This is a genomic window from Bacteroides sp. OF03-11BH (assembly GCF_003604005.1).
Taxonomy (GTDB): Bacteria; Bacteroidota; Bacteroidia; order Bacteroidales; family Bacteroidaceae; genus Bacteroides; species Bacteroides ovatus.
Genome location: NZ_QTMW01000003.1, coordinates 23,035 through 41,946, shown reverse-complemented (window position 1 = coordinate 41,946; position 18,912 = coordinate 23,035). Strand labels below are relative to the sequence as shown.

At 43.8% G+C, this 18,912-nt stretch carries 11 protein-coding genes; 1 reads left to right on the top strand and 10 read right to left on the bottom strand.

All coding sequences use genetic code 11. The features are described 5' to 3' along the window. Positions 1-31: 31 nt before the first annotated feature. The 5 genes from DXA54_RS03095 to DXA54_RS03075 form a co-directional block, all read right to left on the bottom strand. Complete coding sequence (locus DXA54_RS03095) at positions 32-1,741, bottom strand: cellulase family glycosylhydrolase (RefSeq protein ID WP_008646674.1); 1,710 nt, start codon at positions 1,739-1,741, stop codon at positions 32-34. 10 nt (positions 1,742-1,751) lie between these two features. Beyond that, a complete protein-coding gene (locus tag DXA54_RS03090) occupies positions 1,752-3,551 on the bottom strand; it encodes a hypothetical protein (RefSeq protein WP_120078992.1) in 1,800 nt (599 codons plus the stop codon). 12 nt (positions 3,552-3,563) lie between these two features. Next, the gene (locus DXA54_RS03085) at positions 3,564-5,297 is read right to left on the bottom strand and encodes a RagB/SusD family nutrient uptake outer membrane protein (RefSeq protein ID WP_008646681.1); all 1,734 of its coding nucleotides are present in this window, start codon (positions 5,295-5,297) and stop codon (positions 3,564-3,566) included. A gap of 27 nt (positions 5,298-5,324) precedes the next feature. Further along, on the bottom strand, positions 5,325-8,498 hold the full coding sequence (locus DXA54_RS03080; protein WP_120078964.1) for a SusC/RagA family TonB-linked outer membrane protein: 3,174 nt from the start codon (positions 8,496-8,498) through the stop codon (positions 5,325-5,327). A 301-nt stretch (positions 8,499-8,799) separates the two neighbouring features. Continuing rightward, positions 8,800-10,380: a glycoside hydrolase family 43 protein gene (locus DXA54_RS03075; protein ID WP_120078963.1), complete on the bottom strand. Its 1,581-nt coding sequence runs from the start codon at positions 10,378-10,380 to the stop codon at positions 8,800-8,802. A 238-nt stretch (positions 10,381-10,618) separates the two neighbouring features. Here DXA54_RS03075 and DXA54_RS03070 point away from each other — a divergent pair, with 238 nt between their 5' ends. Continuing rightward, positions 10,619-12,979 carry a glycoside hydrolase family 3 protein gene (locus DXA54_RS03070; protein ID WP_120078962.1) on the top strand — a complete coding sequence of 787 codons (2,361 nt, stop codon included), beginning with the start codon at positions 10,619-10,621 and terminating at the stop codon, positions 12,977-12,979. A gap of 200 nt (positions 12,980-13,179) precedes the next feature. Here DXA54_RS03070 and DXA54_RS03065 read toward each other — a convergent pair whose 3' ends face one another. The 5 genes from DXA54_RS03065 to DXA54_RS03045 all read right to left on the bottom strand — a co-directional run bounded on the left by DXA54_RS03065 (position 13,180) and on the right by DXA54_RS03045 (position 18,901). After that, positions 13,180-13,500 (bottom strand): cell filamentation protein Fic, encoded by a 321-nt coding sequence (locus DXA54_RS03065; protein ID WP_120078961.1) that lies wholly within the window; start codon positions 13,498-13,500, stop codon positions 13,180-13,182. A 110-nt stretch (positions 13,501-13,610) separates the two neighbouring features. Continuing rightward, positions 13,611-15,206: a glycoside hydrolase family 30 protein gene (locus tag DXA54_RS03060; protein ID WP_371682930.1), complete on the bottom strand. Its 1,596-nt coding sequence runs from the start codon at positions 15,204-15,206 to the stop codon at positions 13,611-13,613. Between the two features lie 80 nt (positions 15,207-15,286). Continuing rightward, positions 15,287-16,294 (bottom strand): family 43 glycosylhydrolase, encoded by a 1,008-nt coding sequence (locus DXA54_RS03055; RefSeq protein WP_120078959.1) that lies wholly within the window; start codon positions 16,292-16,294, stop codon positions 15,287-15,289. A gap of 68 nt (positions 16,295-16,362) precedes the next feature. After that, entirely contained in the window at positions 16,363-17,037 is a 675-nt protein-coding gene (locus tag DXA54_RS03050; protein ID WP_120078958.1) for a DUF3823 domain-containing protein, read from the bottom strand. 13 nt (positions 17,038-17,050) lie between these two features. Continuing rightward, positions 17,051-18,901: a RagB/SusD family nutrient uptake outer membrane protein gene (locus DXA54_RS03045; RefSeq protein WP_120078957.1), complete on the bottom strand. Its 1,851-nt coding sequence runs from the start codon at positions 18,899-18,901 to the stop codon at positions 17,051-17,053. Positions 18,902-18,912 lie beyond the last annotated feature (11 nt).

Sequence of the window (18,912 nt, the reverse complement as noted above, 5' to 3'; positions counted from 1 at the left end):
AATAGAAACAACAGAGCAACTCTAATCCGGACTATTCTGTCGCGAGTCCCTCTATCAGACCGTTATACTCCAAATTGTCATAAATGTCCAACGTATTGCGATTCAAAATACCGTCCCCACGATCCCAATAGAATGGAACCAGTCCATGAGCACGCGCCTGGCGTACTACACATCTGTCGAACGCCGCACGCGACAAGTCATGTCCTCTTTGGGCTTCTTCATCCGACAGTTGACGACGGATAGCCGCAAACTCACCGATGAGTACCGGAATATTCTGTTCTACAAACCGGGTCTTCAGTTTCTGAAATTGAGCTTTCATATATTCCTCTCCGCCAATATTGTCCCAACGACCTTCGTAATTGCCAACAGCATACCCGCGATTCTCTTCTCCCCAGAAATAGAAAGCCTTTCCCCAACTCTCATCTTTCTCCATGCCGCAGAACTGCCACGAACTGTAATAATGTACTTCAACAATCATACGTCCGTCCGTCGGATCTTCGGGCAATCGGTCCATCCATCGAATAGTCTTGTCAATATCCGTAGCAGGTCCCTGTACTATGAGATTACGATACACATTTTTCCCTCCTGTAGCACGAACGGCATCTACAAATGTCTGTTCATACTGTAGCAGTACTGTCATATCATCGACATCCTCAACATTCGGTTCGTTGCAGCCAGCAAAAATCAGACGCTCGTCATAGTTTCTGAAGAAAGTAGCAATCTGTTGCCACAAAGCTCGTTGTTTTTGGTCTACAGCTTTATTATATCCGTTTGGAATATCATTCTCCAACCAACCTCCGTCCCAATGAATATTAAGAATAGCATACAGTTCGTTATCCACACAATAGTCTACCACTTCCTTCACACGGTTGAGCCATGACGCCTGTATTTCATAGCTACCATCACTTACCAAATAATCATTCCAGGCACAAGGAATACGTACCGCACTGAATCCAAGCTCCTTTATCTTGGTAATCATGGCTTTGGTAGTAGCCGGATTTCCCCAGGCGGTTTCTCCACCGACAGCTTCCAGCGAATTACCCAGATTCCATCCAATCGCAATTTCCTTCATCAATTCCATCGCATTCTTCTCCATGCCTGTCATATCTGCTTCTGGTATCGAAGAAACCTGTTGAATCACGGTAACCGATTCTATAATGTCATTCAACATGAATGTGATAACGGCTGTACGAGCTTCATTACCAACGTTAGGATCGGCGGTAAATGTCTCCACCTTTTCAGTCAGAGCACGTGAAGAATTATGATGAAGCCATCCGGCATCAACCGTTATCTCATAATCTCCGGATGCCTGTATCTTAATAGAAAAGTTTTCCCCTTCACCGGCAACAGTCACTTCGTGTGTTTCCGCTACTAAAAGGTCACTGGCGAGCTGATTCACCTGTACCACCTCATTCATTTCACTTCCTGTCACCTTAATCGTAGTCGAACGGGATTCCGTATCAGGATTGGCAGTTACACTGACTAGATACTTGCCAGTCTTTTTCGAGTCCGATTCCTGCCGGGTGATGCTGCACCACTCCGGCGAATCCGACACTACTTCATAAGACACGTTTGATTGTATATAGAGTAAAGTCTCGCTTTGGCTCTTACCGAAAGTCAATTCTTGCTTTGAGATTGTAATGAAAGGAGTTCCCGCTACTTCATCTTCCGTACAGGAAATAAGCAAAATACCTGCCAGACAGAAAACATAATACGTCCAAAGACAACAAATCTTATTCATACTCATTCAATTACAAGATTTTTAAAGTATCTATAGTAACGTTCACTTTATCCGGTTCTGCAATGTCACTGAACATATCAATGATATCAATCACGAATACGATTACACCGTTATAGGCCGCTTCCGGTTTAATGTTGATAGTATAAGTACCGTTGCCTTTCACCTTTACATCACTCGTGCCTGAATAACTAGGCCACCAACCACTTGCCGTACACATCAGACCTGCATTATATTCCTTGGTGGCCGCATCGCCACTCAATCCGCTAATAGTAAAAGTCAGCTCCATTGAATAGTCGAACACAATGCTTGCCGGATCAACCGGAGATGCAGATGCAGTCTGACCATATTGATTGTACAGTTCGATACGAAAATTATTCTTATCGTTCTCCAGATGTCCCCACACCAATTTATGGTTGTCAACAGTAATAGTGGTTGCCTCCGGTTCGGAGCTTCCTCCGGCATTGGGCACAAAGTGATAAGCCTGATATTCATCTTTTTCAGAGCTGCGCGCACCAAGCCACATACCTATCACCGATCCTCCTGCACTCTCGATGCGGAGGATGCGAAGCTGGTTGTTAGCATCTGCTCCAAACATAATATCACCGCCACCGATGTGACAGGCAGGCAAGGCTGAACTGAAGGTGTAAATGCCTTTTTTATCCAAACTATAGGTTCCGTCCGAAGAAGTACCATCAGGCAGAACAAGAGAATAGGTCATTGTACTTGAATTCAAAGTCAACGCAAGTTTTTCCAATCCGCTGACCGGAGTTGCCCACTCGGGATAGTTACCGGCTGTAAAGTTATTCATTAAGCTACCATCCAGGTTTGCCCAGTCGAACGGAACATCAGGCGACATCGTCCATTTGATTTCGGTAGTCACGACTTCCGATACCATGTCTTCCCATCCGTCAGGCAATGCAGGTTCCGGATCTGGCCTATCTTCAGGCACATAATTGTCGGCATATTCTTTCGAAACAAAGTTCCATACCAGCCACCAGGGTCCTTCGCTATTGTCACGCATCACCCCGATACGCATGTGATTCTCATCCAGTTCGAGCAACTTCAGATTCCGGTTCCAATTCGTACTTCTGTCCGACCATGAGGGCGTGTGCAACAGTTCACAGTCGGTAAACGTGATGGTATGATCGTCTACATTGAGCATAAATGTACCTACGGCTGTGCTCTGTGAAGAAGAATTATAAACTGTCACGTTCGCTCCGCCGGTCAGACCGAAAGTCATCGTACTCTCCCAAATGGCATCATCTCCCGAATGACCAACGCCCGGATCCCAGTTGGCACTCCAGTTGTTCCACTCTACGGTCGTGCTTGGATCAGCATAAGTCACTTCACCCGCAGCAAATCCATACGAACCGTTATCGAAAATCCAAACCTTCTCATTGTTGACTCCTCCCGACAAATAAGTCCATAAGGCATCATTCACAAATTCGGCACAGAAGCTGTCGATGGTAAACTTAGCAGCGGGACCATACACTATTCCGGCTCGTGTCTGTACACCGAACTTCACGCTATACTCTCCCTCAAACGGTATCTGCAACTTAACTTCCGCACTCTGACTCCGTCCTTGCGGATGTTCCCAACATACCTGATAATTTGAAGGCATCAGACTTTTCAGATAAACAATATTCGGATTCACCGCATCATGTGTGATCGAAAAAGCAATTCCTTCGGCCAGGTCATCCGAAACGATATCCTGACTTCCCAATTCATAAGTTTCGGGAGTACATGCCGACAACAATGTGACGAGCGTTGCCAGCAATGCTATATATAATTTTGATACAATCTTATTCATAACTTCCATTTTTTAATACCAACCTACATTCTGTTTCAAAACGCCATTCGAAAGTATAATCTGATTATTCGGAATTTGAGAAAAACCTCGCTTGCCGATAATATTCGAAGCTGTAATGCTTACATCCTCGGGATTTCCCCCGCTGACAACCGACGTAGTACCTGCAATCTGCGAAGCGGCATAATCCACACCCTGACGCAGCAGATCCCAGTAACGCTGTCCTTCAAAAGCAAACTCCAGCATACGCTCTTTTATTATATTTTCTTTTGTGACCGCAACTTCCCGATAATCATTTGAAACCGACAAGTTTCCCTCACCATCATTCAATGTATAAGCACGCTGGCGTACCTGATTGAAATATGCCTGTGCGTTCGGACTTCCTAATTCAGCAGCCATTAACAACACATCAGCATAGCGCATCACAATGAAATCCTGATATTGTGAAATCTGGAAATCGCCTTCACCTAAACCAGAAATTTCATCAGTAATCGACCATGCACCAGACTTTTCATCTTTAACCCATTTCGACATCGGAGTATATTTCTTTACCGTATATCCGGTGTATTCACGTTGATCGGCATACGATTTTGCATATTCCGAATCATCGGTGATACCTTCACTATCCAAATTGATGATAGAAGCTTCACGACGTGCATCACCCGTACCATAGACAGTCCACATTTTAGGATTGACCGTGCATCCTCCCCATCCTCTTCCGTAAGGTGCATGATTCAGATAACTACGTATCCCCATGTAGACCAGCCAGCGGTTTCCATCATTATTTCCATCATAATCTTGCGTATAATTAAATTTCTGTGCCAATACCACCTCCATATTACCTTTTCCGGCATAGGTCTTAGTCTGTGTATAATCACCTGTCGCCGCATTTCGGCTCCATGAAGTGGAAGCAGCCGGCCACAAGTTTTTGAATTCTCCAACCAGCCCGTAGCCTTCAGTTTCTGCTACAGAGATAAAATTTTCCAGTCCCTGCAATACCGAAGCTTTGGTGACACCTTCTACCTGAGGTTCTTTGCCGTAATAGCCTGTATAAAACAAGTAAACGCGAGCTAACAGCGCTTCAGCAGCAAACTTGGTTATATGACCGTCATTCGAAGCAGCCGCACTTTTAGGATATGCGCCTGCCGGAATATTATCCGCAGCAAATTTAAGATCGCTGAAGATAAGATTGTACACCTCTTCCGGGTTGGCTTGTGCACGGTTCTCATTCACAGGTTCGGTGAATAAGGGAATATTTTCCCAAAGACGGACCATATCGAAATAGCACAAGGCACGTAAGGCACGACATTCACCCATATAAGTATTTCTCGTCTGGTCACTTGTCCAGGATATCTGACCTTCATGAGCCAGAAGTTCATTGCATCGATACACTGCCGCATAATAGTTAGTCCATTCCGTTTCCAACAAGTTCATATCGGAAGGAGACTGAGTGGCATCGAAGCGATCTATCACCTGATAGTTACGAGCGTCAGTATTTCCCATACCGGCAAAACACTCGTCCGCCATGACTTGCGAAGCAAAATAAAAGGCACATGCCTGACTGGACGTAGTACACTGCCAGCCATCATAACAACCTATCAATGCTCGCCACGCATCACTCTCCGTCCTGTAGAAATTGCCGGTAGTAGATTCTTTTTTCGATTCTACATCCAAAAAGCCTGCCGTACATGCCGTAAGTGACATCACAGCTAGTACCATTCCCACTATATATAATTTCATATTATTCATATTCTCTGATTTTTTTAAGGTTATAAATTAGAACTTCAGATTGACACCAACGAGGAATGTACGCGGACGAGGATAATACCCCAGGTCGATACCCGATACCCAGTCGGAGGTTCCGTAACCAATTTCGGGATCCATACCATCGTATTTGGTGAAAGTAAACGCATTCTGTACCTGAACATACAAACGGGCCTGACTGATAACTTTGAGTTTAATCAGCTTGGCAAAATCGTAGCCCAAGGTGATGTTGCTGATACGCAGATAGTCACCGTCTTGCAGGTAGAGGTCGGAAAATTGCCAGTTGATATTAGTGTCCGTCACACGAGGCATCCGGTTGGAAGTTCCTTCTCCGGTCCAGCGATTCAGGATGGCAGTCGTATAGTTAGCCTTGCTATTGGCATGATTACGGTACGATTGCACAATCTGATTGCCAGCGGCTCCATAGGCTACCAATGAGAAATCAAAGTTTTTGTAGTTAAATCCGACATTGAATCCGTAAGTAAAATCAGGAGTACCATTGCCCAAATCCACCTTATCGTTATCGTCGATAATTCCATCCTGATTCTGGTCTACATAGATAACGTCACCCGCTTGTGCGTCGGCCTGCAGGATGCCATGCTTTCCGTCGGCATTCCAGTTGGCAATCTGTTCTTTGTTCTGGAAGATACCGGCAGTTTCGTATCCCCAAAAGTAACCGATAGCATGACCGTTTTGTGCCCGGTAGAACTCCGGTGTATTATCATACAACATATTGATTTTGCCGTGAATGATACCATCTTCAGTAGGAATATTCCCTACCTTATTCTTGTTATATGCACCGTTCACACCAATATTATAATTGAAGTCCTTACCTGCCCGGTCATTCCAGGTTAAAGCCAGTTCAATACCTGTATTCTTCACATCGCCGCCGTTGATAAAAGGTGCACCCGTTCCTGCCGTAGCCAGAATAGGAGCTTCCACCAGCCAATCTTTGGTTGTCTTGATATAGAAATCGGCGGTCAAACTCAAACGGCTTTTTAAGAAACGTGCATCAATACCTATATTAGTCTGTTCCGAAGTCTCCCAAGTTACACTCTCATTGGCCAGACGGCTGGGATATGCACCCCAGTAACCAGACTGTGCCGGAGCACCATCGGCTGTTCCGAAAATGTAATGGGTATTGGAAGAGGTGATAGGAGCCGTATACTGGTAATTATCGATATTCTGATTGCCGACTTGCCCCCAACTTGCACGCAACTTCAGATAATCAAGCCAATTTTGAGTATTCTGCATGAACTTTTCATTTGAGAGAGTCCATCCTGCAGATATAGATGGAAATACACCGTAACGGTTGCCACGTGCAAACTTCGATGAGCCATCAGCACGCAAGGTAGCATTCAGCATATAGGTTTCCTTCCAGTTCCATCCAAAACGTCCAAAGTAAGAAACAGAGCGACTTTCATCATGCGGATATCCATCGACAGACATTCCGTCGTCGGCGCTCGAAGCTGTACCATTACCTACATAGGCATGATCCCAATCGTCAAAGCCTTCTCTCAATGCTCCGGTTTTGGCCTGCAGATAAGTACCAGAATAGCGATATACTTCCATTCCGACTAAAGCATTGAATGCATGTTTGGCGCATGTCCAGTCATAAGCAGCCGTATTAGTCCAGGTCATTCCTAAAGAATGATTCATATTTTGGGTGGCTGATGTACGGGTCGTATTATAAGTATAAATTGAGAATTGATAAAGCGGATTGAAACTACGGTATTCCGAAGAACCGTACACTGCTCCGAATACGCTTCTCAACTTCAAGTTCCTGACCGGTTGCAGTTCGGCATATACATTGCCGGAGAATGTGGCCGTCTTGTTCTCGTTGTTGCTGTTGGTCATCATTGAACCGTAAGGATTGCCGTCACCGTTATACCAATCGGAGTTCGATGTATCGTTATAAGAAGAATCATAAGCATTATTATCGCTATAGATTGGAGCAAGCGGCGAAGTGGCAAATGCACCGCGCAAAGTATTGTTATATTGGTCGGATACTGAAATGCCATTGTTCATTTTGTAGACGAAGCTGACCTGCTCGCCCACTTTCAGCAAATCCGAATCCTTGAATATCTTATGCTCGGAATTGATGCGGAAATTGTAACGTTCATAGTTCGAAACGTCCTTACCGCCCACTATTCCTTCCTGACTCATATACCCCAACGATAAGGCATAAGTGGAAGTCTGCGAACCTCCGGTGATACCCAATGTATAACTCTGCGTTCTGGTATTATCTTTAAACATCGAGTCTATCCAGTCCGTGTCGTGTACATTTCCATTAGCATCATAAATACTCCGAAATGAACTCCAATCATAAGGTGTATTTCCGGAATTAACAGCCTGCTCGTCCATAATGGTCATGTATTCTTTTGCGTTCAGCATATTTATCTTCCGGGCCACTGTCTGTACACCGTAATAGGCATCAAAGGAAATTTGCGCCTTTCCTTCCTTGCCCGATTTTGTGGTAATCAACACTACACCATTGGCAGCCTGAGCACCATAAATAGCTGCCGAAGCTGCATCCTTTAATATATCGATACTTTCTATATCGGCAGGATTCAAGGTGGAAATATCACCGCCCACACCATCAATAAGATACAGTGGACTAGAATTTCCGACAGTACCCAGACCACGAATACTGACTTTCATGTCCGAGCCCGGCTGGCCGGAAGTAGAAGAGATATTCACCCCAGGTGTCTGTCCTTGCATCCCCTGCAAAGGGCTATTGGTATTCATCTTGGCAAGACTCTCACCCTTCACCTGCACCGTTGCACCGGTCACCAGTTTCTTTTTCTGCACACCATAACCCACCACCACTACTTCATCAAGAATTTCGGTATCTTCCTTTAATATTACATTGAGCGATTTCTGATCCGTCACAACGATTTCCTGCGTAACGTATCCTATATAAGAGAAGACTAAAGTCTGTCCGGACACCACATTCAGCTTGAAGTTTCCATCCATATCGGTGATTGTTCCATTGGCTGTCTCCTTCACCAAGACACTAACCCCCACCAAAGGCAACTCATCAGTGCCCGAGATAACTACACCACTGACAGTTGAAGTTTGCGAAGGAACAGCCTTCACAGACATTATCGGCAAACACAACAGAATGATTACCGCAAAGCTAAAGAGATGCACAAATGTGCATTTTAAAGAAAAGTGTTTACTCATGGTATATTGTTTAATAGTTAATTTAAAACACATGATATAAAAGAGGTAGTCAATAACCCCAGCATAAATATGACTCGTTTAATACCCGATGGACTAAATAATCCATCATTGAATGACTGTTTTTCCATATTCTTCATATACTATTAGATTAAATTTAAAATCGTTAACCTCGTCTCATCAAAACATATTTTGTTTCTACGCCACAAAATTATGTATTCGGCATGTAACTTCACCTCTGTAATGTTATTCATATAGGGAGCGTTTTGGAAACGATGGGGTGAATTTGTTTTATAAAGGGGATTCATTTGTTTTCTCCCTGTTTCCCTTTATACTTAAAACACTCAAAATCAGCATACATCTTTGATTCCTTAGAAACCGATACAGCGTAAAGTCCCAAGACAACTCCGGTAAATCCACCTGCTGTTTCAGTGCTTAAATAACGCGTGTTCATCTTACCCAGATCATAATATATTCCATTCACCTTATAACCGAAATAATAGTAATTGATATCCGACTTCACCACCAATTCCACTTCACCATCCGCCGGCAGAGAAACTTCTTTGGCACAATGGGTAATCTCTCCCAGTTTATACCGCAAACCAACAGAACGTTTCTGATCCTTATCCTGACGGACAAATAAATCATAGTGAGAATGAAACTCCATAAAAACGGAAAGTCCCGCTTCATCATTTACTCCCGCTTTCTGCAAGACTACCGGAGCGGATGCTTCCATATCAAAGTGTTCCTGTCGCAAGGCGACAAAGGTAGGACTTTTCCAGTCACTTAGCGTAACTGGAGTTGCTATCAAACGAAGTTTGCCATCTTTGGTAAAAGTATAATTCTTTGCTTCCGGATTTTGCAAATGAATCCATTCGGGAGAAAGTTTTCCTTCTTTAAAGTCTATCCGTTCCGGTCTGCCTTTCATTTCCTGTTGAGGCAGAGTGGTTACATCCATCTCCAAAGAAATAGTTCCGTTGGCATTGACCACAGGCCAGGCAGCCTTATCCCAACGCACCGGAGCCAGATACGTTTCACGTCCCAATGTATGATGAGTTCCCGGCATAATTCTGTATGCCAGGCACACCATCCACCAAGAACCATCGGTGCCTTCCACCAGGTCAGCATGCCCTGTTCCCTGAATCGGACTGGATTGTCCCGACTCATTGGCATGGGTCAGAATAGGATTTGCCGGATTTCCCTGATAAGGACCGTCTATGTAACGACTGCGGGCAATGGTTACTTTATGTCCCAATTCCGTACCTCCCTCTGAAATCAGCAGATAGTACCAGCCGTCTTTCTTATAAATGTGTGGACCTTCGGCATATCTGCCTCCGGTACCGTTCCATATTCGTTTGGAAGAAGAAAGCTGTTTGCCTGTCATGGGGTCAATCTCACACAGGTTGATGTATCCATCCGGATTACTGACCATAAAACATTTGCCATCTTCAAAATAAAGCGAAGGATCGATGCCTCCTTGTTCGAGCCAGACAGGTTCCGACCATTCACTACGGGGATCAGTAGTATGTACCAGGAAATTCCCCTTACCGGAAACGTTAGTCGTAATCATGTAAAACACTCCATCATTGTAACGAATGGTAGGAGCAAAAATACCGCTTCCCGAATTGGCATTAGTCAGATCAAGCTGGGACGGACGAGTCAGACAGTTTCCTATCTGCTCCCAATGCACAAGGTCTTTACTATGAAACAAAGGCACTCCGGGGAAATATTGAAAGCTGCTGTTGACTAAATAATAATCATCCCCTGCCTTGCAAACACTTGGATCGGGATGGAAACCGGGAATTACAGGATTACTGTAACCTTGAGCCGATGATTTGCATACAAAACAAAGCGAGATGAAAATAAGAAATAAAGCGTTTCGCATATTATATAATTTAAGAGTTAAACATCTTTTGCCGGCCGACGATACAAAAGTAGATGTTTTTCCCCAAGAAGACATGGTATTTCGTTCACACCCAGTCTGCCAAATGTTTTACCCATACGCACAAAATGTATCTTATTGGGGCATCATATGTATTCAATTGCATTTCGCCCTTTCGAGTGACTGCAAATCTTTCTACATTTGTGGTAGATTTTAAGTCTCACTCTAAAAATATCAACTCATGAAAAGCATTAAGAAAATGGTATTAGTATCAGCCTTTGCCGGTACCTGCCTTACAACTCACGCGCAGGCTACCCCTCCCACCATCCCAGCCGATCCGGCTATTGAAGCTAACATCTGGAAATGGCTTCAAAAAATGACTCTCGAACAGAAGATCGGTCAGATGTGTGAAATCACCATTGATGTGGTGTCTGACCTTGAAACCAGCCGTGAGAAAGGATTCTGTCTAAGCGAGGCGATGCTCGACACGGTTATCGGTAAATATAAGGTAGGCTCACTACTGAATGTCCCTCTGGGAGTAGCACAGAAAAAGGAGAAGTGGGCGGAAGCCATCAAGCAGATACAGGAGAAATCAATGAAAGAAATCGGTATCCCATGCATCTATGGAGTAGACCAGATTCATGGAACGACCTACACGCTGGACGGAACGATGTTTCCGCAAGGCATCAACATGGGAGCCACTTTCAACCGGGAACTGACAAGGAAAAGTGCCGAAATATCTGCCTATGAAACCAAAGCAGGATGCATCCCCTGGACGTTTGCCCCCGTTGTCGATTTAGGTCGCGACCCGCGCTGGGCACGTATGTGGGAGAACTATGGAGAAGATTGTTATGTAAATGCAGAAATGGGCGTGTCGGCCGTAAAGGGATTTCAGGGAGAAGATCCGAACCGCATCGGAGCATACCATGTAGCTGCCTGTATGAAGCATTATATGGGTTACGGTGTACCCGTTTCCGGGAAAGACCGTACTCCTTCTTCCATCTCACGCAGCGATATGCGTGAAAAACACTTCGCTCCTTTCCTGGCGGCCGTGCGTCATGGTGCATTGAGCGTGATGGTAAATTCTGGCGTTGACAACGGCCTGCCTTTTCATGCCAACCGTGAATTACTGACCGAATGGCTGAAAGAAGACTTGAACTGGGACGGTCTGATTGTAACAGACTGGGCGGACATAAACAATCTCTGCACACGGGATCATATTGCTGCCACCAAGAAAGAAGCTATCAAGATTGCCATCAATGCCGGAATCGACATGTCAATGGTTCCTTACGAAGTGAGTTTCTGCGATTATCTGAAAGAGTTGGTTGAAGAAGGAGAAGTATCTATGGAACGCATCGACGATGCAGTAGCCCGTGTGTTGCGTTTGAAATATCGTCTGGGATTATTCGACAATCCGTATTGGGACATTAAGAAGTATGACAAGTTCGGTTCTAAGGAATTTGCGGCCGTTGCCCTCCAGGCTGCCGAAGAATCGGAAGTGTTATTGAAGAATGACGCACATACCCTGCCGATAGCGAAAGGCAAAAAGATTCTGCTGACCGGGCCGAACGCAAACTCCATGCGTTGCCTGAATGGCGGATGGTCGTATAGCTGGCAGGGACACGTTGCCGATGATTACACGCAGGCATATCATACAATCTACGAGGCTTTGTGTGAGAAATACGGAAAAGAGAATATTATCTACGAACCGGGAGTCACCTATGCTCCTTACAAAAACGATAACTGGTGGGAAGAAAACAAACCGGAAATTGAAAAACCGGTAGCAGCGGCAGCACAGGCAGATATTATCATCGCCTGCATTGGCGAAAACTCTTATTGCGAAACTCCCGGCAACCTGACGGATCTTACCTTATCGGAAAATCAGCGCAATCTGGTTAAGGCTCTGGCCGCTACGGGTAAACCTATCGTTTTGGTTCTGAACCAGGGACGTCCGCGTATTATCAATGACATAGAGCCTTTGGCAAAAGCTGTCGTCAACATCATGCTGCCAAGCAATTACGGTGGCGATGCGCTTGCTAACTTATTGGCCGGTGATGCCAACTTCAGTGGAAAAATGCCGTTTACTTATCCCCGCCTAATCAACGCTTTGGCGACTTATGACTACAAGCCTTGTGAAAATATGGGGCAAATGGGAGGTAACTACAATTATGATTCGGTGATGGATATTCAATGGCCGTTCGGCTTCGGATTAAGCTATACCAATTATAAATATAATAACCTAAAAGTAAACAAACCGACTTTCAATGCCGATGATGAACTGATATTCACGATTGATGTAACCAATACGGGCAAAGTTGCCGGAAAAGAAAGTGTGTTGTTATTCTCTAAAGATCTGGTGGCAAGCAGTACACCGGACAATATCCGCCTGCGGAACTTTGAAAAGATCTCTTTGAAACCGGGAGAAACAAAGACTGTTACGTTGAAACTAAAAGGAAGCGACTTGGCATTTGTGGGATATGACGGTAAGTGGAGACTGGAAAAAGGAGATTTCAAGATTAAATGCGGTGACCAATGGATGGATATTGTATGCGATCAGACGAAGGTGTGGAATACTCCGAATAAGAATACGCTCCACAAGTAAATCTCTTTTTATATATTTCTATATAAACATCTTCATATAGGATCTTCTTCTCATATAAAAATACACATTCCTCTATCACCTATCATTTTGCTGACATCAGCAAAATGATATTCCTGACAATAAATGAGAGATACCCTGCGACGAGGTATCTCTCATTGCCTATATCATCCATCAATAAGACCTAAATTCAATTATTCTTATTAATCAAATTGATTACTACCTTCACCATCACGTCCTTTTCTTCCGTCCGGCTTTCGGCAATCATTAACGTAAGTGCTACAAACGTATTGTTGGTCATTATCGCTACCCACATGTGCGAATTTTGCACACGTGATATCACGCTCCAACTCTCCTTCCCGATATACATTATTTATATGTCTACCGATGACAGTTCTATCCTTCTGGAATAAGTCTGCCATTTGCGCCTGTGTCAGCCACACCGTCTCATTCTCCAACTTTACATCAATGGAAGTTGTCCCATCCTTTGTCTGATAAATGACAATATTTCCTCTATTGTCCATAAAAGGCCTCCTTGTTTATGCATTGTGTCCGTCCATTACCTTCGTAGTAATGGACGGACACACAAATGTACAACTTTCAAAAAGAAATAAAAATATAAAGCCGTTTTTAATTATTTGCTCTGAAGCGTTATAATAGAACGAGCCGGAATCTGAACAATCTTTCCACTTTTCACTGTCCCCACCGGAAGCAAATCTTCCCCTTCTTTATCTGAAGTACGATAAATCTGCCATTGTGCATTTCCTACTTTTCCTTCATGAATAGAAAACTCTTTTTCTTCATTGGCATAATTAATCACTACCATCACATACGTTCCGTCTACATTCTTATAAGCAGAACACATCAATCCCTGCTGATCGGTGTCGCCATCAGGAATCAAAGCGTCTGTTTGATCGAAAGCCGAAACGGACAACCGGACTGCCCCCGGACGAATAAAACGACTATAATTACCTAAAGCCCACATCAGTTTGGAGTCTTCCACTCTGCCATTCAGGAAGTTATCATCCGTAGTATATTCGCGAATCAATCCATCCTTATAATCACCGCCAATAGCACGCCACCATTGCCAGCTTTCAGCTTTGGCATACACAATATCGTGATGAATGATACGTGCCACATAGAGCGCCGTTTTCATCGTATGGTCGAAACCATTTCCACCACCAATTTCTTCATCATTGCCCATGATGCAGGTTTCTGTTTGCCAGAAACCAACTTGATGTTTATCTAATGTATCCCGTAGCTGGCAGCGGATATTACGTAATTCACTTAACGGGGTCGTTGTCCAATAACTATGACCGAGCATCAGGCGGGGAACATTCGGAGTATCTCCCAAATACGTATCCACACTATCCGGACAGAAGAAAGCCTGAATCTGATACCCCCGTTGCCAATCCGTTTCGTGAGTGCGGAACATACAACGATAATCGGAAGACTCATTAACCATAATCTGTGTATCCATGTCCCGGTCTACAAACTCTTTGCTTAACAGACGAACCGTGCGGGCTACTTCCCTGTTCGTTGCCGGACAGCCTTCCTGCTTCGGACCGACCCAGTTCCAATGTCCGTCCGGTTCATTGAAAGGACAGATATAGTTGAACTTGATGCCATCGTGTTGTTCTACTCCCTGCACTACATCAGCCAGAAAACGAGCGTACTTTTCATAACAATCCGGTTTCAGGTTCGCCGTACCTCCACGGCCGGTGTTGGTAGCCAATCCGTTCTGTGTGTAATATACGGGAGGAGAGTTCAGGAAAGCCAGAAATTTGTTGACTCCCCGTTCTTTAGCCAGTTTCAGAAAGTTTCGTTGACCTTGTTGCTTGTTCCAATCGTATGTTCCGTCGGGATTCAGGAAACATTCGGCACGCATCCAGGGGGAAGCAATTTGACTGTCCTCTCCTTGCTCCGTGCTACCTGCTCCGACATTGAAACGCCAGAGTGACAGTCCGATACCTTTCGGTTGTCCGTTGGCGTCATTCTCCGTGCTGAACAACCAGTCGGCTATTTGGTTTTGTTCCTCCTGCGGCCAAAGCCCGATGAATTGCATACTCCAGGCATCGGAAGCACTAAAGTATGCCATCGTCTGACAGGGTTGGTCTGTTTCTATCTGATAACGTATATTGGGGGCAGGTTGGGAACATCCACCTGCCACACCGGCTATTGAGAAGAAGCCTAAAGCGGCTAAAATCTTTTTACCTTTCATCCTATTCATCTAAAATCTTTAATTATTCAAATCACACAATACGGTTCTAAAAACATACAAACAATCTATTGAAATCCGAAAAGATATAACTAACGAGTGGGTATTACTTGCTTAATGCTCCCATCTTCATTAAATTCCATACGATCTATGCATACTTCACGATGAACACCGGGATCACTCTTCAGATAATTCTTATTAATGCGATGATAAACAATATACCATTTATCAGTACCGGGAACTTGCAAGATGGAATTATGAGCAGGGCCATATATTTCCTTTTCCGGGTTTTGGATCAATACGACAGGGTTCTTAGCTACTTTAATCGGTCCCAAAGGTGATGTCGAAGTGCCATAAGCTACATGATAATTAGGAGAGCCGGTATCGTCTACCGACCACATGAAATAGTAAAGCCCGTTACGATAAAACACATAAGCAGCCTCACGATACGCATAATCCTGTAGCGTTCCTCCTTCAGGAGTCATCACCGTGATAGTCTCTTTCTTAATTGAAATCATATCATCATTGAGCTCTGCACCTGCCATATAACCGTTTCCCCAATACAAATATGACTTCCCCGAAGCCGGATCGGTGAACACATCCACATCAATCTGTTGTCCGTGTCCTGTAGGTGAATCCGTTATAATAGGATGTCCCAAGTCAACAAACGGTCCGGCAGGCGAATCACTTGTAGCCACTCCGATCTGCTTTCCTCCTCCTGTCTTAGGATTTCCACTGTAATAAAAGAAATATTTATATTGATCTCCTACTAACTTTTCCTCTATACATGGCGCCCACGCATTACCATCCGCCCAAGGCACTTGGTCTGACTTTAAATCCAGCATGACTCCTTCATCCTTCCAATTCTTCAAGTCGACGGACGAAAAAACAGTAAAATACCAACCGCCCCATCCAGGCTGACCGTCCGTAGTAGAATAAATGTAGTATTTCTTTGTCTTATTAGAATACAAGATTTCAGGATCGGCATGAAAACCCGGCAAGACAGGATTCCCGGATTGTGCGAAAGCGGGAAACGTCACCGCTAACAGCAGACCGAACGCAATTAGAGTTTGTTTAATCGTTACTATCATTATTTTCATTCATTAGATAAAGGGGGAAATATCAGGTTGCGATACTTCCCCCTCAAGTATTATATTCTTGATACTATTTATTTCAATGCTACCTTAATAGACTGACTATAGCAATATTCTGATGATTTGTCCGATTTGACTCCCACACGGGCGTAAAGATACGATTCGTTTACCAAACCACTCGGGATTTCAATTTCAGCTGTGTTTTCCTGATCGAGTGAAACAGCATTACCCAACTTCAACTCTGCTTCTTTCTGCTTCTCATCCGTCAGAATACCTGTACCTAAATAGATACCTACGTTTTCCATATTGGCATTGGCAACCACTTTGTTAATGGTGAAACGTGCTGTAATCTTGTTAGCATTTTTAGCAAAAGACACGTTTCTGACAAAGAAATACGGCGTCACAGGAATATCCTGCACAGTGTTTCCTTTTACGGTAATATAGATCGTATCATTAGAAGGTCTTTCCCAAGGTGCATTACCCATACGCACCAATTTGTAATCACCATTGAAAAGCGACACGGAATAACTTCCATCTTGGGCAATATACACCGGAATAGAACCTTTCAGAGCATAACCATCCTGAAACAAAGCAAATTCGGAACTTCCGCTTCTAACCCCTACTGCCTCACCGTCATAAATAGCTTTTCCGGTTAATGTGGCTTTAGGTTCCTCAAAGTTGTCGTAGCTGCAACTGCTTACTGCCAACAAACAACATATCATAATAAAGAAAGGTATAATCTTTTTCATAATCTCTTATTTTTTATTGGAATGGATTCTTAACAATCGTCGGATTGTTATTAATTACATCATCAGCAATGAATGAATAATAGTTGGACTGCTGGAAGGTTCTTGCCACCTTGAAACGTTCGGATCTGGTCTTTACGAAAATGTACTTGTCCTGATCCTGTGTTCCCGGTTTTGCCACTGCAATACGATAAGGATATAAACCATATACGATAGCTTTATCATTATCAGTATTTCCGTTCCAGGTAATATCAGCTATTCTCCATCGTTTCATATCAAAATAACGGTGATCTTCGAAAGCCAATTCCACACGACGTTCGTTCTGAATCTTTTCTATTGTCAGGCTTGTCAAGCTGTTGGCCGGGAAACCGGCACGCTGACGCAAACGGTTGATGTAGGGTAAAGCTGTCGGTTCGTCATTCAATTCGAAAGCAGCTTCGGCGGCATTCAAATAGATTTCACCCAAACGGAACCAAGGCCACCAGTTTTCAGCGTAGTTACGGAGAGTGTAACCGGATGCCTCACTGATAAACTTACGGATATAAAATCCGGTGTTGCTCACATTAGGACTATTGGTTTGAGGTCCGTCCTGACCGACAAAAGTTTTATTATCTTCATAAAAACTTCCCAATTTCGAGTCTGTCAGCAAGTCATAAGAACCGGTCTTATCGTTCCAAACTGCTACTCCTGCCTGAATATCCACATCCTGATTTCTGAACTTGGAACCCGGATAGATAATCGTACCATACAAACGTGCATCCTTATTGGCAAAAATATCGCTTGGAGTGTCATATACTACATAATCATCACCATTCTTATAATGTAGCGTTCCCGGAGTTCCATCCAGATAATCGAAAGCCTCTACCAATCCTAGTGATGGGCCGATGCAAGAAGAGTTGTCGTTATCCTCTCTTAAATGATGGACTACATTATCATAACCGAAGCTATGCACCTTCAGAGGATTCTTATAATCTTTCACCCAAATTGCTTCCTTATTCAGGGTCTTGTCCATAAGCATCTTGTAGAAATTCACCCCTTTATCTGACTCCTTCTCATAAAGTTCATATCCACCTTTTGTGATAATCTCTTGCGAAGCTGTCAATGATTTGCGATAGTAATCATCTGCCATATCGGACGGAATGCCCACTTCTCCACCGGAAGTCACAATATTAGGAGTTTTCAGCGCGTTGTACTTAGCGATAGAACCGGCATACAACATAGCGCGACTTTCTAACGCTAACGCTGTGTAATAGTTGGCACGAGTCTGACTGCCTTTATTACCCAATTGCGACTTAATCGCTTCACATTCACTATATACAAAATCATATATTTCGTGTTCCTTTGCACGCGGATTGCGTAAATAAGAAGGATCTCCACTAAAGTCATACTCCAAAGTCGTTGTAATCAATGGTACACCACCCATACGTCTTACAAGCTCAAAATAAACGTAGGCGCGGATAAAACGGAACTCTGCTTTGAACTGAAGTTTCTCATCTGCCGAAATATCGGTTCCATACTTATCGATATTCTCAATAGACATATTGATGTCACGTATCAGTCCGTAATCCCACCAGCGTCCGTAGTCGTTTCCATAACGCAGTTCGTTACGATAATTCTGATCTAATGTACCACAATACATAGCATCGTCTGTTTCACACATACCACCGGTATTGAAATCACCGTGCAACTGCGGAATACGATTATAAAGATTGGCCAACTGCGATTTAATCATGTTCGGATCATTCCATACCAACTCATTAGTAAGAATGTTTTTGGGTTCTCTTTCAAACCAACTGTCACCACAACTCGATAACATGGAAGTGATGGCAGCTCCCATCAGAAGTATTTTTATAGATTTGCTTTTCATGATCACTTTCG

What these genes read in the sequence shown, in the direction of transcription:
- DXA54_RS03055 (WP_120078959.1), bottom strand. Translation starts at nt 16,294, where the DNA reads ATGAAAATAATGATAGTAACGATTAAACAAACTCTAATTGCGTTCGGT.
- DXA54_RS03070 (WP_120078962.1), top strand. Translation starts at nt 10,619, where the DNA reads ATGAAAAGCATTAAGAAAATGGTATTAGTATCAGCCTTTGCCGGTACC.
- DXA54_RS03090 (WP_120078992.1), bottom strand. Translation starts at nt 3,551, where the DNA reads ATGAATAAGATTGTATCAAAATTATATATAGCATTGCTGGCAACGCTC.
- DXA54_RS03075 (WP_120078963.1), bottom strand. Translation starts at nt 10,380, where the DNA reads ATGCGAAACGCTTTATTTCTTATTTTCATCTCGCTTTGTTTTGTATGC.
- DXA54_RS03060 (WP_371682930.1), bottom strand. Translation starts at nt 15,206, where the DNA reads ATGAATAGGATGAAAGGTAAAAAGATTTTAGCCGCTTTAGGCTTCTTC.
- DXA54_RS03080 (WP_120078964.1), bottom strand. Translation starts at nt 8,498, where the DNA reads ATGAGTAAACACTTTTCTTTAAAATGCACATTTGTGCATCTCTTTAGC.
- DXA54_RS03085 (WP_008646681.1), bottom strand. Translation starts at nt 5,297, where the DNA reads ATGAATAATATGAAATTATATATAGTGGGAATGGTACTAGCTGTGATG.
- DXA54_RS03065 (WP_120078961.1), bottom strand. Translation starts at nt 13,500, where the DNA reads ATGGACAATAGAGGAAATATTGTCATTTATCAGACAAAGGATGGGACA.
- DXA54_RS03045 (WP_120078957.1), bottom strand. Translation starts at nt 18,901, where the DNA reads ATGAAAAGCAAATCTATAAAAATACTTCTGATGGGAGCTGCCATCACT.
- DXA54_RS03095 (WP_008646674.1), bottom strand. Translation starts at nt 1,741, where the DNA reads ATGAATAAGATTTGTTGTCTTTGGACGTATTATGTTTTCTGTCTGGCA.
- DXA54_RS03050 (WP_120078958.1), bottom strand. Translation starts at nt 17,037, where the DNA reads ATGAAAAAGATTATACCTTTCTTTATTATGATATGTTGTTTGTTGGCA.